Origin of the sequence: Streptomyces ortus, from assembly GCF_026341275.1 — a bacterium.
Classification (GTDB): domain Bacteria; phylum Actinomycetota; class Actinomycetes; order Streptomycetales; family Streptomycetaceae; genus Streptomyces; species Streptomyces ortus.
On the sequence record NZ_JAIFZO010000002.1, the window covers coordinates 8,110,723 to 8,129,506 of the forward strand.

Sequence of the window (18,784 nt, forward strand, 5' to 3'; positions counted from 1 at the left end):
CGGCAGGGGGGAGGCAACTCACCGGTCGGCGTCGATCGCACGGGCTATGTCCTGTACGTGCCGTCCGGTGACGATCTCGTAGTGCGTGGCGTGTACGTGCTGCACCTGGGCGGGCGGGGGGAGGAGCGTCGTCCACTCCTCGGCCGCCGTCGGCGCGGGCGGGGCCAGGGGCAGATCGGGGGTGGCCTCGGTGGCCAGCCACAGGGCGCTGGGCGTGCGGGTCAGGCGGGGTGCGGTGTGGGCGGCCATCGCGGAGACGTTGGCCCGGCAGCAGTGGGCGAGCCGTTCCGCGTAGGTCTCTCCTGCCGTCCGGATCTGGGACGACGACGGGGCGTCGGTGCCCGGCGGCTTGTTGCCCCGCAGTTCGAGCTCGAAGACCGCACGCAGGGCGTCCTCGTCGGGCGTCTGGACCCGGGCCTGCGGCGCGGGCGGATCCAGGAGGTACAGCCGGTCCACGGGACGGCCCGCCGCCTCCGCCCTCGCGGCCATGGCGTGGGCGACCAGCGCGCCGAACGACCAGCCCGCGAGCCGCAGTCGGATCCGCGGGCCGGGGAACCGGGCGCGCAGCGCGGCGAGATAGCGGTCGGCCCGCTCGGCGACCGACCAGTCCGGCAGATGGGGATCGCGCAGGGCGGGGTCGGGGACGAGACAGACCGTGGTCCGCGCGTCCAGGGCGGAGACCAGCGGCCGATAGGCCTGGATGTCGCCGCCGACCGGGTGGATCACACACAGGACGTCCTGGTCGTCGCCGGTCTGCCAGGTCTCGACGGTCACCGGGTCGTCGGCGGGTTCCCGACTCCGTGCCGGTCGGTCGAGGCGGTCGAGGAGTTCGTTGACGCTCACCTGATGGCTGAGCCGGGAGAGCTCGATGTCGACCCCGTACCGCCGCTTCACCTCGGAGAGCAGGTCGAGCAGGGTGAGGGAGTCCGCGCCCAGGTCGTACAGGGACGCCGCCGGATCCAGCGTGTCCGTGCCCAGCAACTCCCGTGCCGCCTCGATGAGTTCGGCGGTGTCGGGGGACTCCGCCGCGGCGGCCGGTGCTCGGGTGGCCTCATGGGCGGTCGTGGGTGCCTCGGGCTCGTAGAAGTACCGGGAGGCCTCCAGGGGCGTACTGGACACGAGCAGGTGCGGCAGCTGGAGCTCCATGGCGTCGGCGAAGACACGCAGGCCCTCGGCGGTCGACAGCCCTGTCCGTAGATGTGCCTGGTGGCGCGCGTCGGTGCCGAGCGCGTCGCGGGCCATGCCGGCGTCCCGCCACACGTCCCAGCCGATGCTCAGGCGCACGGTCGACGAGGAGGCCTCGCCGCCGTGGTGGGGGAAGGCGTCGAGCACGCCGTTCGCCGCCGCGTAGTCGAACTGGCCGACTCCGCCGAAGAGCGCCGACAGGGATGAGCAGGAGACGGCGTAACGCGGCCGGTGGCGGGCGATCAGCCGCTCGGTGAGCAGGACGGCGTTCAGTTTCGCGCGGTCCGCGTCGCGCATGGTCTCGCTGTCGCGGCGGAGCAGGAGGGCGCCGGACGCGCTGCCCGCCGCGTGTACGACGCCGTGGAGGCGGCCGGTGTGGGGCGCGAGCCGGTCCAGGAGGACGTCGAGCGACTCCTCGGCGAGGTCGGCCGCCACGAGGGTGACACGGTCGGACCAGCGGGCGAGGGCGGGCGGCAGGTGCGCGCGGCGCGCGAGCAACACCACCTGCCCGTCGGTGTGTTCGAGCAGCCAGTCGGCGATGCCGGTCCCGATGCCACCGGTGCCGCCGAGGACGAGGTGGGTGCCGTCGCCCTCCACCAGTCCGGCACCCTGCACGGGCCCGGCGGCGGCGCGGGGGAGCGGGCGCGGTACCGGCCGGGCGGCCGGCCGCCACCAGTAGCCCTGGCGCAGCGCGAGACGGCGTTCCGGAGCCGCCTCCGGAGCCGCCTCCGGAGCCGCCTCCGCGGGCGCGTCCGCCAGGATGGGCGCCAGCAGGTGGGCCCAGTCGGCCGGATCGGCGCCAGGCAGGTCGATCCAGTGCGTGTCCAGGCCGAGTTCCTGCCGCGGCACCTCCACCGCCGCGGTCAGCAGCCCCAGTTCGGGGCGCGTCACCTCACCCGTCACCGGTTGCGCACCGCGGGACAGCCACCACAGGCGCGGACGCGCGTCGGGCGGCAGGCTCGCCACGGCCTGGCACAGGGCCGCCGTGTGGTCGAGGCAGACGCGCCGCGCGTGTGCCAACGACCCCTCGCCGACGGGCCCTTCGACACCGAGCGGCAGCGCGTGCAGCCACTCGAACCCCTCGGGGGCGTCATGTCCGACGTCCCGCAGCAGCCGGGCCAGCGAGGCGGGATCGGCGGGGTCGACCTCGTACCGGTCGGTGCCGGACCGGACGTACGCGGCACCGCTCGTGACGTGCACGACGCGGCTGTGCGCGGAGTGCAGCGCCTTCCAGTCGACCGGCGTCGAGGTGCCGTCGGTGACGACCACGACCGGACGCCCGGAGAGGGGCCCCGTGTACGGGACGGCCCGTCGCAGCCGCGCCCACTCGGTCTGGTGCAGCCACTCGGCCTCCGGCATCCGCACCGGGGGCGCGGTGGCGGCGGGGTCGGCCGCCGTGACGCGCTCGGGCTGCCGGGCGGCGCGCGGGAAGTCGTAGTCGGTGAGGGCGAAGGCGGGGGGCGGGAAGTCCCAGGGCGGGGGAGCGGAGTGCGTACCCGGCGGCAGGTCGCCGCCCGCCTCGGCCGACCCCCGCGCCGTCCACGGAACCGCTTCCGCCCCGTCCGCCGCGTGCTCCGAGCCGTCCGCGACCGTACGCAGCCAGGCAACGGCGGTCTCAGCGTCGGGGCAGACGGCCGCGACCCGGTGCGTCCGCGACGGCCGGCCGCTCCGCAGATGGCGAAGGACCTGGTCGTACGTCTGCGGGGCGGCGGCCAGATGGTCAGCGACGCGCCGGGCGTCCGTACGCAGGGACCGCTCGCTGCTGCCGGACAGCACCAGGGGGCCGGTGCGGGCGCTCGGGCCGGTGGCCTCCGGCGTCCGCGCCGGCGCGGGGGAGGCGTGCTGCTCCAGGATCAGATGGGCGTTGGTGCCGCCGATGCCGAAACTGCTGACGGCGGCCACCCGCGGACGTCCCGCCGGCCACGGCCGCGCCCTCGTCGGGATGTGGAAGGGGCCCGCGTCGGCGCCGATCTCCGGGTTGAGACGCCGGAAGTCGACGTTCGGCGGGATCACCCCGTGGTGGACGGCGAGCGCCGCGCGCACGAGGCCGACGACGCCCGCGGCGGCGCCCAGGTGACCGATCTGGCTCTTCACGGACGACAGGGCGCACGACGCGGAGTCGGGCAGGTCGAGGGCCTGCCGCAGTGCGGCGACCTCCACGGGGTCGCCCAGCCGGGTCCCGGTGCCGTGCGCCTCGACGTACCCGATGTCGGAGCCCGGCCGGCCGCTGCGGCGCAGCGCGGTACGGATGACCTCCCGCTGTCCGGCCACCGAAGGCGCGCTGTAGCCGAGCTTGGACGCGCCGTCGTTGTTGAGGGCGGACCCGGTGACGACCGCGTAGACGGTGTCGCCGTCGCGTTCGGCGAGGCTCAGAGGCTTGAGGACCACGACCCCGACGCCACTGGCGCCGACGGTGCCCGCGGCGTCGTCGCTGAAGGGCCGGCAGTGACCGTCGGGCGAGAAGATGTGCTGCGGCCGATAGGTGTACCCGTCCGTCAGGAGCGTATCGACCAGGACCCCGCCGGCCAGCATGACGTCGGCCTCGCCCTGCCGCAGCAGCCCCGCCGCGAGGTGCACCCCCACGAGGGAACTCGCACAGGCCGCCTGGACGGTGAAGGCGGGACCGGTCAGGTTCAGGTGGTACGCCGCCTTCGTGGCGAGGAAGTCCTTGTCGTGGTGGAGGGCCAGGCGGAAGCTGTCCGGGAGCGCGGCGGGGTCCGCCTCCCTGAGCATGGACTGGAAGTACGTGTTCTCGCCGCAGCCCGCTATCAGGCCGACGCGGCTGTCGGCGGGTTCGGCGATGCCCGCGTGGGCGAGTGCCTCCACACAGCTCATCAGCAGGTGCCGTTGCTGCGGGTCCATCAGCCGTGCTTCCTGGGGGCTGATACCGAAGTGCTGGGGGTCGAAGGCCAGCGGGCCGTCCAGCTGGCTGCGGGCGCCCACCCGTCCCTCGGCGGCCGGGAAGTGCTCGATGCCGCGCTCTCCCACCTCGACCATCCGCCAGAACGACGCCAGGTCGGGGGCGCCGGGCAGTCGTACGGCCATCCCGATGACGGCGATCGGTTCGCCCGCGTCGCTGTTCCTTTCGACGGGGACACGCGCCGTGGCCGTATCCGCACCCGTGGCCCCGGCCGTCGTCGGGTCCGACCTGTCGAGGAACCGGCTCAGGCTGCGTACGGTGACGTGCTCGAAGAGGTCGGCGACCGTGAAGGACAGGCCCAGCTCGACACCGCACCGCAGCTGGAAACGCATCAGGTCCAGACTGCCCGCGCCCGCGTCGAAGAACCGCTGGTCCGGCAGCACCCTCTTGCCCGTGACCGCCGCGAACAGCTCGCACAACCGGGCCTCGCGCGCCGCCGCGACGGATTCCGGGTCCTCCTGGCCCCGCGGCCCGGGCGGCGGCCCACCTCCCAGTTCACGGCCCTGGGCGGTGACCGCGCGGCGGTCGAGTTTGCCGCTCGGGGTGCGTGGCAGCGCCTCCACCCTGCGGAACGTGCGGATGCGGGCGAACGGCGGCACCTGGCCGGCGAGATGTGCGGCGAGCTCGTCCGGATCGGGGTCCTCCCCGCGGCACTGCAACAGCGCCACCAGGGAGTCGCCGTCGCGGGACACCAGCGCACCGATGACGGACGGGTGCCGCAGCAGCGCGGCTTCCAGCTGGCCCAGCTCCAGCCGGTGACCGCTGATCTTGACCTGGTCGTCGTCCCTGCCGTCGAAGTGCAGCAGCCCCGCGGTGTCGAAGTGCGCCAGGTCGCCGCTGCGGTAGAACGTGCCCAGGCCGGGCAGTTCGGTGAACCTGGAGCGGTTGAGCTCCGCGTCGCCGAGATAGCAGGGCGAGGCCATCGGGCCCCCGATCAGCAGCCGGCCGACAACCCCGGGCGGGAGCGGTTCGCCGCTGTCGTCGCTCACCCGAAGGACCGCGTTGGCCACCGGGCGCCCGATGGCCGGACGGGTGGGCCACAGCATCGGGTCGCCGTCGAGGCACAGACCGCTGACGACATGAGTCTCCGTGGGCCCGTAGTGGTTGAACAGCCGGGCGTCCGTCAGCCCGGCGAACCAGCGGCGGATGGCGTCGGTGCACAGCAGCTGCTCGCCCGCGGTGACCACCTCACGCAGCCGCGACGGGAACCGTCCCAGGTGGACGGCGTGCTCGGCCAGCAGTTGCAGCGCCACACAGGGCAGGAACAGCCGCTCGGCACCGGACTGTTCCAGCTGGTCGAGCAGGGCCGGCAGGTCCTGCCGCCACTCCGGGCGCACGAGGTGCAGACGTCCGCCCGAGCACAGTGTCGTGAAGATCTCCTGGAAGGACACGTCGAAGGACAGCATCGAGAACTGCTGGGTGACCGCGGCCTCGCCGAGACCGCCCGCCTCGTTCTGCCAGTGCAGCAGATTGCACAGGGTCAGGTCAGGCACGTCGACGCCCTTGGGCGCGCCGGTCGAGCCGGAGGTGAAGAGCGTGTAGAGCGGTCTGAGGCCCTCGTGGGGAGCCGGTCGCGGTGCGGCCGGCGCGACGGCGGCCAGATTGATCGGGTGCCGTGGCAGCTCCGGCGGCGCGATCCCCGCCACGTCCTGCTCCGCGCCGACCGCGGTCAGGACGCACAGCGGGTCGGCGTCCCGCAGGACCCGGCGCAGCAGCGCGGGCGGATAGGCGGGGTCGAGCGGTACGACGGTCAGGTTGAGCTGTGCGGCGGCGAGCAGAGCCACGATGTGCTCGGCGGACGGCGTGAGATGCAGCGCGACCCGGGCGGGCGCCGCGGGATCGGACGGCAGCGGAAGCCGGGCCGTCAGCTCGGCCGCCAACGCCCTTCCGCGCGCGTCGAGTTGAGCGTAGGTGAGGGTGTGGTCGCCCGCGGTCAGGGCCGGTGCGTGCGGAGTCCGCCGTACCTGCGCGGCGAAGCCCTCCGCCACCGTCGTGAACGCGGGTGTGCTCCGCGCCCCTTGTCCGGGGTCGGGGAGAGCGCGCCGGTAGGGCGCGACGAGGGCGGTCAACGTGGGCTCGCCCTGCCCCTGGCTCCACTCCTCGTCCTCGTCCTCGGCCGTGAGCAGGTCGATCGCCCGGACGAAGAGCCGGTGGGCGGACGCCACCACCTCGGCGTCGAAGCGCCCGGCCGCGTACTCCCACAGGCAGTCGAACCCGAAGTCCTGCTCGACGACGGACAGGGTGAGCGCGCACTTGGTGTCGAGGGGCTGGGGCCAGGCGGGACGTACCCGGCAGTCCGGCAGCGACAGCGCGCCGAAGTCGGTGTTCTCCAGGACGAACATGAAGTCGAAGAGGGGCCCGCCGCCGAAGTCGTGGTCGGTCAGTACGTCGGCGAGTGTCACGTCCTGCCGGTCCAGGATGTGCTGGACCTCGGCGGCCTGCCGGCCGAGCTGGCGGCGCAGGCCGTCGCCCGGCTGGAGCCGCAGCGGCAGCAGCACGGTATTCGCGAACATGCCCACCGTCGCGGCGAACTCGCCTACCGGCCGGCCCGAGACGGGGCTGGCCACGACGGGGCGGGTCCGGCCCGTCACGCCGTACAGGCTCCAGGAGAAGGCGGCCAGCAGGAGCTGGAAACGGGTGAGCCCGAGCTCCGCCCCGAGGCGGTCGAGCCGCGCCCGCTGGACGAGGTCGAGGGACGCGGTCAGCAACCGGGCCCCGGTGCCGGCGCTGCTCGCGACGGCGGGCGGGGACGGTTCCGATTCCAGGGCGGCGTAGTGGTGGCGCAGTGCCGACCGCTGCTCGCCGTAGGAGGGTTCCAGGTGCCAACGCCGCTGCCACAGGGCGAAGTCGAGCGGCGTATGAGCGGTTCCCGCGTCCTTTTCTTCGAGTCCGGCCGCTTGCGCGGTGAAGGCGGTGAGGTCGCGGAAGAGGACGTTGAGGGACCAGCCGTCCACGGCGATGTGGTGCAGGTGCAGCAGGAGTACCGGGCCGTCGGGTGCCCGCAGCAGGCCCGCCCGGAGCATCCGCGCCTCGGCGAGGTCGAAGGGGGTGGCGAAGAACCGCCGCGCGGCCGGCTCCCAGTCCTCGCCGTCGAGGACGTCGGTCGGTTCCCAGGGGTCGAACGGGTCGCCGATCTCCTGGAGCAGCCCCTCCGGGGCGGACCGGAAAGCCGTGCGCAGTGCGGGGTGTTCGGCGACCAGCCGGGTCAGTGCCGCGTGCAGGACCTCCTCGTCGAAGGTACCTCGCAGGTGGAAGGCGAGCGGCACGTCGTAGGCGCGGCTGTGCGGGTCGCTCCGGTCCAGGAGCCACAGGCGCTGCTGCTCGGAGGTGGCCGGCGCGGCACGGCGACCGCTCGGGCCGGGCACCGGCGGGTACGGCGGCGCCTGCCCCGCGCCGTCCGGGGAACTGGAGGCACCGTGGGAGTCGGCGGAGCCGGAGGTGATCGCCTCGGTGAGCGCGGCGAAGTCCTCCCGCAGGACGACGGACTGCGGCACCTCGACGTTCCAGCGGCGCCGGATGTCGAACCGCAGGCGCAACGCCTTGAGCGAGTCACCTCCGTGCGGGATCCAGCGGTCGTCCGGCCGGAGCCCCGGTACCCCCAGCACGCTCCCGGCCAGCTCCAGCACCTCGCGCTGCGCGTCGGTCACCTCGACGGCCGCGCCCGAGACGCGGCGCCACGCCGGCGTCTGGGAACCCAGCAGGGCCGCGTCGTCGACCTTGCCGTTGGCGTTGCGCGGCAGGGCGTCCACGAGGTGGGTGCGGTGCGGTCGCATGTAGGGGGGCAGGGCGGCCGTCAGATGGCGTTCGTACTCCTCGTACGTCAGCTCGGCGCCCAGTACCAGATAGGCCAGCAGCTCATGGGCGCCGTCCACGTCGCGCAGGGTGCAGACCCGGACCTGCCGGACGGCGGGGTGGGCGCCGAGCCGCTGCTCGACCTCCCCCGGCTCGACGCGGAAGCCGCGCACCTTCACCTGGCGGTCGGCCCGCCCGACGAAGGTGAGGAGCCCCGTGGCGTCTCGGCGCGCGAGGTCGCCGGTGCGGTACCAGACGGCGCGGCCCGCGTCGTGCCACGGCAGCGGGACGAAGCGGTGGGCCGTCTCCTCGGGCAGGTTGCGGTAACCCGTCGCCAACCCGGCCCCGGACAAGTACAGTTCACCGATCTCGTCGGTCCCGGCGGTCCGTGGACCGTCGGCGACCAGCACGGCGTCCGTGGCGGGCAGGGGCCGGCCCACGGGGACGGTGTCGCCGTCGAAGTCGCGGGGCACCGGGTGGTGCAGGGCGAAGGTGGCGGACTCGGTGGGCCCGTAGACGTTGACCAGGCGGGTCGCGCTGCCGGGGTTGTCCCGGTACCAGCGCTTGACGCGGGTAGTGTTGAGCTGTTCGCCGCCGATCAGGACCTGTGCGACGGAGTCGAAGCAGTGCGGCACACCGGCGGTGACGGCGTTGAAGAGGGCCGAGGTCACGAAGAGGGCGTCGATCCGCTCGCGCCGCAGCGTCTCGGCGAGCAGATGCGGGTTCTGGACCTGTTCGTCGTTCAGGACGACACAGGTTCCGCCGGTCAGCAGGGGTACCCAGACCTCGTAACTCAGGGCGTCGAAGGCCGGGTTGGAGATGCTCGCGTACCGTCGGCCCGCCGTGGGGGAGAGGAAGCCGGGGTCGGCCAGCCGCATGATGCCGGCGTCCTTGACCTCGACCCCCTTGGGGCGGCCGGTGGTGCCCGAGGTGTAGAAGAGGAACGAGGTGGCCGCGTCCGTCGCGGGGGTGACCCGGTCGAGGGACCCCGCGCCCGGACTCGTGCCCGTGTCCTTCGCGGGGAGGTCGGCGAGGAGGTCGTCGACGGCCAGCAGGAAGCCGGAGCCCTCGCCGGGCGTGCCGTCGCCCGTGCCGTCGTCCGTGCCGTCGTGGACCAGGGCCACGGCGGCCGAGTCGTCGAGGATGTGGCGGCGGCGTTCGGCCGGGCTCTGCGCGTCTAGGGGGACCACGGTGGCACCGGCGCGGCGGATGCCGAGCATCACGCACACCAGCTGCCAGGACCGCGGCAGGCGGACCGCGACGGCCTGCCCGGCGTCGATCCCGCGGGCCCGCAGACCGCGCGCCACCCGCAGCGAGGCCCGGTCGAGGGCCGCGTAGTCGAGGCGGTGGTCCCCGTCGGCCAGGGCGAGGGCGTCGGGGGTCAGACGCGCCTGAGCGAGTACCGCCTCGGCCAGCAGCGGACCGGACGGGGAGGAGCCCGGCGCGGCGGAACCGGGTGCGGTGGAGCCGGACATCACGCCTCCTCGCTGACGGCGGGCGCGGCGACGGAGAGGGGGGCGAGCGCGGCGAGTTCGGCGCCGAGCACGGCCGCCACCCGCGGTGAGGTACTGCTCTCCAGCGCCTCCCGGTGGTCGCAGTCCAGTGGTTCGACCCGGAAGCCGTTTTCCGCGCGACGCCGCCGGAAGTCGCGTACCTCGGGCAGGGACGCCATGTCGGTGAGCACCTGTTCCAGCTGACGTACGTACCGTCGTGCGGTGTCCTCGTCGAACAGCGGCGTGGGGGCGGCGCCGCGGACGGGGTTGACGAGCTCCACGATGTGCTCGAAGGGCAGGTCCTGGTGGCCGAGTGCCTCGCGCAGTACACCGCCCACGTGCGCGACGGCGTCGCCGGCCGTCGCCGTACGGGAGAAGTCGGCGCGCAGGGGCAGCGTGTTCACGAAGAAGCCGATGACGTCCGCCAGGTCCTCGTTGTGCCGCCGGCCCGCCGTGGGGGTGCCCACGACGACGTCGGTACGGCCGCTGAGCCGCGACATCAGCAGCGTCCAGCCGGTGAGGACGGAGCCGAACAGGGTGCGTCCGTGCTCTCGCGCCGGCGCCCGCAGCCCGGAGGTGAGGTCGGCTTCGAGGGCGAACTCCACCCGCGCCCCGCCCCGCAGATCCTGCTGGGCGGGGCGCGGGCTGCCGGTGGGCGGGCCGGACAGCGGCGGGGCGTCGGCCGGTGGCCGCTGCCAGAAGTCGGCGTGCTCGGCGAGCCCGCCCGACACGACACGCTCCCGCTGGGCGCGGGCATGGTCGGTGTACTGCGGGGGGAGGGGCGCCGGCGGCGAGGGGCGTCCGTCCAGCACCGCCGCGTACAGGACGCCCAGTTCACTCATCATCACGGTCATGGACCGGCCCTCGAGAACGGTGTGATGGACCGTCAGCAGCAGAACGTGGTGGTCCTCCCCCAGCGTGAGGAGACGGCCGCGGCAGAGGGGACCACGGGCCAGGTCGAACGGGGCCGTGGCCTCCCGGAGCCGCAGTTCGTCGAGGCGCGCCGCGGAGTCGGGCAGCCCGCTGAGATTGTCCGCCGTGAGGGCGAACCCGGTCTCCGGCGGACCGATGTGCTGGTACACCTCCCCGTCGACGGCCACCAGCCTGGTGCGCAGCGCCTGCTGCCGGACGACGAGCGCGTCGAGCGCGCGGCGCAGGACGGCCGTGTCCAAAGGGCCCCGGAGAGTGAAGGTGACGGGTTCGTCGTACGCCTCGTTCCCGCCCGGGAGCTGCGCGAGGAACCACAGGCGCTGCTGGGCGAAGGAGACCGGGGCGAGGGCGGAGGGGGCCGCGGGCTCCCGCCGTGCCGAGTCGACGGGGTGCGGTCGGGGAGACGGAACCCGGGGGGTGTACGGAACCTGGGGGGTGTCATGCACGGACAAGGCTGGGTCTTCCCGTCGTCAGGGTTACTGCTTCCGAGAGTCACGCTGGGAGTTCGGCCGCCCGTGCGGCGGGCCGCCGAGGCCGCTCTACGTCCGGGTGCCGGGCGGAGCTGCGGAGTCGGGGCGGGCAGTGGATCGGTGTCCCAGGGGGACGGCGGGGGAGGTGGCGGCGGGATGTCCGGAGCGTGCGGGCGTCGGGCGGAGTCCGCGGGGCCCGGCGATTCGGCAATTCATTGCGACAACGTTGCCAGGCGATAACGACGACGAGTTCGTTCCTTCGTCGTGCGGCATTCCGGCCACCAGCTTTCCTGCTCACGGCGCCCCACGGGTGCGGAGACGTCGTCCGACTGGTGTGCCGATGGGAACACCTGGACGCATGGCGATAATTGATCAGCGGACCAGAGCCTGTCAACGGTCTCCGGGCGGGTGGAACCGAACGCCCGGAAACATACCCATGCGACCGGTTTTTCGGGAAGTGGGGGCGTTCTGAGATGCAGAGATCGCCCTGTTTCGGCAGGTGTTCAGGCGCACACCACCAGCCGGAAGACAAGTGGACCAGCGGCCCGCCGGACGGGAAACGTCCACCGCCGCAATAAACAAGCGAGGCGTATTCTTTAGTCAGACTTGACGGAGCGAGAGCGCTTGCTTCCGCGATATCCCCTGCGGAATCGACGGTGTTTCCACGCCGATCGCGCCGATCGGGCCAATCGCGCCACGCAAGCACGGGTTGAGATCTCCTCGCACGCTGGGTCAGCGGTGGGCCGGGTCGGCGGACAGGTCCCGCCCGCCCTCTCCGGAGGCGGCCCTCTCACGGTAGTGGTGCGGCGCCGCGCCCGTGACCCGGCGGAACACCCGGCTGAAGTACGCGCGGTCACGGAAACCCACGGCCCTGGCGACGCTCTGCACGCTGTCGTTGCTCGACCGCAGACGCTCCGCCGCCCGCCGGATCCGCAGCCGGGTCAGGTACTCCCACACCGTCAGGCCGTACCGCTGCTGGAAGAGCTTGCCGAGATGGTCGGCGCTGACCCCGGCGGCCTGCGCGACCTGCCAGCGGGAGATCGGCCGTCGCCAGTGCTCGTAGAGGAAGACCAGGGCCTCGTCGAGGACGTCCCTGGTGCGCGGCGGCAACCGGGAGCCGTGGGCCGCCAGTTCCCGCACGAGCACGGCGGCCTCCCGCGGTGCGAACACGTCCATGTCCAGCATGAGCAGCGCCGGATGCTGGCGTCCGCGCCGCGCGTCCGCCGCCGTCATGCCCTCGTGGTCGGCGATGACGACGGGACACAGGGCCCGGCCCGTGCCGTCGTGCAGCCGGTCCACCACGTCCAGCGCCTGGAGGTCGGGCAGCGCCCGCTCCAGCACCACCAGCCGTGGCGTCTCCTCCGCGACCAGCGCCAGCAGCGTCGTCGCGTCGGCGGAGACCCGCGCCGGATGGTCCGGCAGCGCCGACTCGGCCAGCCGCCGCAGCGCCTCCCGGGACTCCTGCGAGCCGCCCGCCACGATCACCGGCTCGGCGAAACCATGGGGCCGCAACGCGCGCAGGGCCTGCGGCAGATCGGTGCCTTCGGCGCCGAACAGCACGAACGGCGTGTGGCGCAGCGCCGGATGGTCGTGCAGCCGCTGCACCGCGCGCCACTCCTGGGGCCGGTCGGGCAGGGCGTCCCACACGACGGCTCCGGGCGTACGCCGCGCCACCGACGGCATGGGGTCGTGCGCGCTGTCGGGACGGCACACCTCCAAACCGTGGCGGGCGGCGTGCGCGCTGATGTCGGCGCCCAGTTCGCCGGGGGTGACGACGAGGAGCGGGGCGTCGCCGGCGGCGGCCAGGTGCGCCTGTCCGTCGGGAGAGGGCAGGGCCAGTTCGAGGACGTACTGGGCCCGGTCCGGCGCGTCGGAGACGGTCAGCGCCCCGCCGTGCATCATGGCCAGCCGCCGGGCCGTGGTCACCCCCACATCCGGGAGCCGGCCCGGCTTAGCGACGGACGTACGGGCGTCCGGGACGTCGACCGTGATCCGCACGCCGGCCGGGCCGAGGGCGGCGATCACCCGGGGCGGGGTGTCCTTCGCGCGGGCCGCCGCCGAGAGCAGCACGTTGTGCAGGATCTGCCGCAACCGCGTCTCGTCCACCCACACCGAGGGCAGCCGCTCGGGCAGGTCGAGCCGCCACCCGGGACCGGCGGGCAGCGCGGAGGCCGCCGTCGCGCACGCCCGCGCGAGCACGGGCAGCGGGTCCATGAGCCGCCTGGTCAGGAGGAGATCGCCGGCCTCCGACCGTGCGAGGTCGAGTAGGTTCCCCATCAGGTGCAGCACGCGCGCGGCGTCCCGCCGCACCTCCGCGAGGGCCGCCGAGGGGTCACCGGACCGGTGCAGCATGGCCTCCACCGGAGTGCGCAACTCATCGCCGACATGCGTCAGCAGCCGCGTCTGGAACCTGCTCGCCTGCTCCGCGGCGTCCCGCGCTCGCCGCACCTCGTCGAAGAGCCCGATGCCCTTCAGTGCGGCGCTGATCTGATCGCCCAGTTCCCGGTAGAGGGCCCCGTCGGCCCCGTCCTGGTATGCGGCCCGGGCGGGGGTCGCCTCGAACACCGCCACACCCAGGTGCTCCTCGCCGATGTGCAGCGGTTCGAGCACCAGCGTGAAGCGGTCCTCGCCGGGCAGCAGGGAGTCGGGAAGCAGCAGGGCCGGCGAGAACGCGGGGCTGCCGAGCGGACCGGCGGGAGCGGATTCCCGGACTGCCTCCTGGGCCGCCTCAGCACGGGCGAGCAGGGGACGCGCCATGCCCAGGGCCGCCGGACCGGAGGCGTCTGCGTCACGCTCGTACAGGACGATCCGGCAGTGCGGGACACCCGACTGGCCCAGCTGGCGCTCCAGGACGTCCGAAAGTCCCTCCAGGTCCACGACCGTGGTCAGCGCGGTCCCGAACTCCCGCAGCCTGCGGGCGCGTTGGGTCCCCGACCAGCGCTCGTACTCGAGGAGTGCGCGCGATCGCTCCGCCACGACGAGCCGGGCCTGTCCGAACAGGACCTCCCCGGCCCGGCGCAACGGCTCCGGCAGCGTGTCGACGACATCGCGGCGGGCGCTCTCCAGCGCCTGGTGCCACCGGTCGACCTCGGCCTGCGTTCCCGCGTTGCCGCGCAACAGCCGCTCGACGAGAGGGAGGAATCCCCCGGGCCGGACGTCATCGCCCTCGGCGTGCGTGAGTTCGGCGTGGAAGGCCGCCGCCAGCCGGGAACCGCCGGACGGCAGTACGCCGTCCACCGCGTCCCATCCCGCGGGCCGCCGCGCGGCGGCCGGTGCCGGGGCGACGAGCGGGGGCCGGTACGACGTCGGGTAGGGGCAGCCGCAGGAGCGGCGCGGCACCAGTGTGGCGGGGATGGTGGTGCGGTCGGGCGGCCGGGTGCCGCGCAGCCGGGCGACCAGCGTGTCCACGGCGAGCGCGCCCAGTTCCTCGAAGGGCAGCGCCACGGAGGTCAGCGGCGGGTCGCCGAGGCGGGCCTCCGGCGAGTCGTTGAAGCCGACCACGGCCACGTCCTCCGGTACCCGGATGCCGCGTTCGGTGAGGTGGCGCAGGGCGCCGGCGGCGAGGACGTCGCTGCAGGCCAGTACCACGTCGAAGTCGACACCGGGGGTCAGTCCGCGGGCCTCCAGCAAGACCTGCATCGCCGAGGCGCCCGCCGCGGCGGCGAAGTCGACGGCGGCGCCCACGTGTTCGTTGCGGATGCCGTGGTGGCGCAGCGCGTCGACACAGGCGCGGTATCGCTCCTCGGAGACCGGGTTGGCGAGCGGCCCGTGGATGCAGGCCGGCCGTCTGCGACCGTGCTGGACGAGATGCCCGACCAGTTTGCGCATGCCCGCGTGGGAGTCGATCGACAGCACGTCGGTCTGGTCGCTGAGCGGCTGGTTGAGGCTGATCAGCGGCAGATGGGCGAGCCGGCGCAGCAGACGGCGGGCCCGGGGACCGGCCGAGGGCAGCCCCAGGGTCGAACTCCAGCAGACGACGCCGTCCAGCCGGGCCGGGCCGACGAGTTCGTACAACTCGCTGCGGGCCACGTCACCGTGCCGGAGGTTCCCGCCGGGGAAGCAGATCAGGTTCACGTCGTTGCGCTCGGCGGCGGCACGGGCGCCCGACCAGAGAGTCGCCCCCACGCCCAGATGGATGTTGGCGGTGAGCAGCCCGACCGTCAGGGGCCGGTTCGCCCCGGGCGACGTACCCCCCACGGTACGGAGATCGGCGTACGGTTCCGTGTACGGGCCCGGGTCCATCGGCGCCCCCTCGCTCGGCCTCCGCCAGAAGCCCTGTGGGCCCGCCGGGTCCAGGGCAACGTAGGGGAGGCGGGAACGCGGGGCAAGACCGGCGACGCGTCGGCCACCGGTCCTGCCCCGTGCTGAGTGGTGCGGTGTGGAACCGGGATCAGATCTTGCCGACGCCCGCACCGGCGGTCACGGTCGCCTTGACGGTGGAGGCCGACTGGGCGGTGTAGCTGTACGGGATCGACGCCACGGAGCCACCGGTCTGGCCGGAGCCCGAGTTCACGAAGTAGTTGTTCTTGGCCACGAGCGAGCCCGCGTCGGAGGAACCCTCACCGAGGTGGTAGGGGTCGTCGGTGTTCTCGAAGTAGTTCCCCTCCACGAGGACGCCCGCGTTCTCGGTGGACGCCACACCGTAGGAGCCGACGTTGCTGAAGTAGTTGTTCAGCACGTGGACCGGGTTGCCGAACCGGACGCGCGGGTTGCGCTGGTTGGTGCCGTCGAACCAGTTGTGGTCGTACGTCACCTTCAACTTGCCCGTGTCCTCGCCGGAGTTGTCGTCCGAGTGGCCGAGCAGCATGTTCTTGTCCTGGTTGTGGGTGCGGTTCCAGGACACCGTGATGTTCGTCGAGGAGCGCTTGATGTCGACGGCCCCGTCGTACGCGCCGGAGATGTCGTTGTGGTCGATGTGGACCTTCGTCGAGTACTGGACGTTGATGGCGTCGTCGTTCGAGCCGGTGAACGTGAGGTTCTGGATGATCACGTTGCTCACGCCGGCGACGTTCAGGCCGCTGCCGGTGATCTTCCCGGCGGTACCGACGCCGACGATGGTCTTGTTCGACGCGACCTTCGTCATCTCCGTCAGCGCGATGGTGCCGTTGACGCGGACGATCTGGGCCGCGCTGCTCTGCACAGCGGTCTTGAAGGCGGAGGCGTTGGTGACGGTCACCGTGCTGCCGCCGGCGCCACCCGTGGTACCGGCTCCGAATCCGATGGGCGCCGCGGCTGCGGCGACCGCGGGCTCCAGCTCGGAGGCGGTGGAACTGCTCGCCGTGTTGGCTCCGATGACAGCCAGTGCGACGGCACTCGCGGCTGCGGCTCCGGTCAGGGTGAACCGTGCGCTCGTCCTGCGCATGTGGATCTCCGTCCGTGGGGTTTTGGAGAAGTGACGTGCCAGTGCGGGTGCTGTGCCGGGGCCGCGCGGTCGGCTCGCTGTGAGACTAGAGCGACGGATGTGGACAATGACGTCCCGTGTGTGGACTATTGCGTGCCGCTGACGCGCGCCGCTCAGGCGTCCTGCTCACGCGTCCTGCTTCATGGGGCAGCGGGGGCGTGCCGCCGCGCGGCGCACGGCTGGACCGTCCAGCCGTCGGAAGCCCGCCGTCAGGAGCCCGGCGGGAGGTCACTCACCGGGAGGTCACCCGGGCGGGCGGCGCGCAGCCGGTGGGCGCACTGCCGCATGCGCGGGCGATCGTCGCAGAACCAGCCCTGCCACGGCTCGTCCAGCCGGTGCCGGCGAGCGGGCTGACCTCCTGCGGGCGCCAACTGCGACCGCCGGTCGACGACCGCCACGTAGGAGATGCTCGCCGTGACCGGCCAGTCCGGGTGATACGAGCGCACTGTGGCCGCCGCGGGCACGGCAGCCAGCTCGCCCAGAAGTCGATCGTGGTCCCCGGCTGTGCCGCTGTGGTGTCAGGGGCGGCTGTGGGGGAACTCGTCGCTGATGAGTGGCTCAGGAGGCGCAGCATGAGCATGATCCACGCGGCCGATGTGCGTGAGTGGCGCAATCGCGATGTCGTCGACCTCAAGGGGCACAAGATCGGCGTGCTCGAATCGATCTACGTGAACACCGCCACCGACGAGTCGGCGATGGCCACGGTCCGTATCGGGCTGCCCACCCGTCAGCGGCTGGCGTTCGTCCCGCTCGACGACGCGGTCCTCGGACCCGACTACGTGCGGGTTGCCTACCCCAAGGCGCTGGTGAAGAAGGCGCCCTCCGTGGGCATGGACGACATCCTCCCCGCCGAGGAGGAGGAAGCGATCTTCCAGCACTACGACCTGGCCTATCGGACGGGCGCGAATGGCGAGAGGCAACTCGCGCGTCGTTGACTCCCTACTCAGTCTGAAGGTGCCGCCATGGCTCTGTTCCTGTTTCTCGTCCTGGTCGCCGTCGTGCTCGGGATCATCGGGGTGGTCGCGAAGGGACTGGCCTACCTGCTGGTGATCGGCATCGTGGTCTTCGTGGCGGCCCTGGCCCTCACGGCCGTGCGCTGGTCCCGGCGCTCCAGCCACCGCCCCATCCGCTGACGGCGCGACGACACACCTCCGCCCCGGCGGACTCGGTGAGTCCGCCGGGGCGGGCCGGACCGGTGCGGGGATCCCCGCCCTCCCGCGCCGGCCGGAAGGAGCGGTGGTCAGCGGGTCGAGGTGACCCGCTGCTCCTTGAGCGCGGCACAGTTGGAGCCGGTCACCTGCACGTACACGTTGCTGATGTGGCCGCCCCAGTCGACGCAGTGACCCTTGCCGTACACGTACGCCGGTCCCGCGTACGACGTGTACCGGCCGTAGTCCTGGTCGCCCTCGTCGGTGTCGGGGATGTAGACCCACGTGGACATGTCCACGGCCGTGCCCGGGTTCTTGCGGATGGTCGCGACGCAGTTCTTGCCGTTCGAGGCGTTGTACGTCAGGTACACCGTGCCCAGCGAGCCGACGGGAGCCGAGTTCACGGTCTTGTAGGCGCTGCCGCAGACCTTCTGCGGGGTGGTGTTGGGTGCGGCGGAGGCGGGCGCGGCCAGGGCCGTAGTGGTCCCCACCGCCAGGGCGGCGAACGCGACGACAGGCAGGACGGAACGGTTGAATCTCATATTTCCCCCTTGTGGCCTTTGTGATCTTTGCTGTCTGTTGCTCCTGCCTGATATGACACGCGAGGTATGACAAGGGTTGTACGCGATCCTCAAAAGGCGGGCGGTTCGCGGTTCGGGGTGGTGCCGTCCCTCAGATGCCGTATCTCAGATCTGGTTGAGGCCGCCGTCGACGTACAGGCTCGAACCGGTGATGAAGCTGCTCTGATCGGAAGCGAGGAAGGCCACCGCGGCGGCCACCTCCTCGGGGCGTCCGAGCCGGCCCATCGGCACCCGCGTGGTCAGTAGCTGCTTGAACCCCTCCGGATCGGGGCTGAGCACCGACAGGGCGGGAGTGTCGGTCGGGCCGGGCGTGACCGTGTTGACCCGGATGCCGCGGCCCTTGAGTTCGTTGGCCCAGGTCCGGGAGAACGACCGGGTGGCGGCCTTGGTCGCCGCGTACACGCCGAGCGCCGCATCCCCGACGTCCACGTTCGTGGAGCCGTTCAGGATCACCGAGGCACCGTCGTTGAGCAGGGGCAGCGCCTTCTGCACGGTGAACAGCGTGCCGCGGACGTTGATGCCGAAGAGCGTGTCGAAGTGTTCCTCGGTGATCTGCTCCAGCGGTACGAGCGCGGCGATGGAGGCGTTCGCGAACAGTACGTCCAGGCCGCGTCCCCGGGCGCGGACCGCCTCGTAGAGCCGGTCCAGGTCGGCCAGGTCCGCGATGTCGCCGGTCACCCCGGTCGCCGATGGACCGATGACCTCGACGGCCGCGTCGAGCTCGGCCTTGCGCCGTCCCGTGATGAACACATGGGCGCCCTCGGTCGCCAGTCGCACTGCGGCGGCCAGTCCGATGCCGGCGCTGCCCCCGGTGACGAGAGCGGTCTTTCCCTCCAGAAGTCCCACTTCGAAGCCCCTTCGACT

General features: G+C 72.8%; 9 protein-coding genes. 2 read left to right on the top strand and 7 right to left on the bottom strand.

The window, feature by feature from the left end; genetic code table 11:
• Positions 1-18 precede the first annotated feature (18 nt).
• The 5 genes from K3769_RS38600 to K3769_RS38620 all read right to left on the bottom strand — a co-directional run bounded on the left by K3769_RS38600 (position 19) and on the right by K3769_RS38620 (position 16,637).
• Positions 19-9,372 (bottom strand): non-ribosomal peptide synthetase, encoded by a 9,354-nt coding sequence (locus K3769_RS38600; protein ID WP_267030866.1) that lies wholly within the window; start codon positions 9,370-9,372, stop codon positions 19-21.
• Positions 9,372-10,766, bottom strand: coding sequence for a condensation domain-containing protein (locus K3769_RS38605; RefSeq protein WP_267031731.1), 1,395 nt, complete (start codon positions 10,764-10,766; stop codon positions 9,372-9,374). The genes K3769_RS38600 and K3769_RS38605 overlap by 1 nt, the downstream gene beginning before the upstream one ends.
• A gap of 756 nt (positions 10,767-11,522) precedes the next feature.
• A complete protein-coding gene (locus K3769_RS38610; RefSeq protein ID WP_267030867.1) occupies positions 11,523-15,032 on the bottom strand; it encodes a substrate-binding domain-containing protein in 3,510 nt (1,169 codons plus the stop codon).
• Positions 15,033-15,180: 148 nt separating this feature from the next.
• On the bottom strand, positions 15,181-16,152 hold the full coding sequence (locus tag K3769_RS38615) for a pectate lyase family protein (protein WP_267030868.1): 972 nt from the start codon (positions 16,150-16,152) through the stop codon (positions 15,181-15,183).
• A 248-nt stretch (positions 16,153-16,400) separates the two neighbouring features.
• Complete coding sequence (locus K3769_RS38620) at positions 16,401-16,637, bottom strand: hypothetical protein (RefSeq protein WP_267030869.1); 237 nt, start codon at positions 16,635-16,637, stop codon at positions 16,401-16,403.
• A 132-nt stretch (positions 16,638-16,769) separates the two neighbouring features.
• On the opposite strand from K3769_RS38620, the gene K3769_RS38625 reads away from it, so the two are divergent.
• Both K3769_RS38625 and K3769_RS38630 read left to right on the top strand, forming a co-directional pair.
• Positions 16,770-17,126, top strand: coding sequence for a PRC-barrel domain-containing protein (locus K3769_RS38625; protein ID WP_267031732.1), 357 nt, complete (start codon positions 16,770-16,772; stop codon positions 17,124-17,126).
• Positions 17,127-17,153: 27 nt separating this feature from the next.
• A complete protein-coding gene (locus K3769_RS38630) occupies positions 17,154-17,324 on the top strand; it encodes a hypothetical protein (RefSeq protein WP_267030870.1) in 171 nt (56 codons plus the stop codon).
• Positions 17,325-17,431: 107 nt separating this feature from the next.
• On the opposite strand, the gene K3769_RS38635 is transcribed toward K3769_RS38630, so the two are convergent.
• Entirely contained in the window at positions 17,432-17,881 is a 450-nt protein-coding gene (locus K3769_RS38635; RefSeq protein WP_267030871.1) for a spore-associated protein, read from the bottom strand.
• 144 nt (positions 17,882-18,025) lie between these two features.
• Complete coding sequence (locus tag K3769_RS38640) at positions 18,026-18,766, bottom strand: SDR family NAD(P)-dependent oxidoreductase (RefSeq protein WP_267030872.1); 741 nt, start codon at positions 18,764-18,766, stop codon at positions 18,026-18,028.
• Positions 18,767-18,784: the final 18 nt, after the last annotated feature.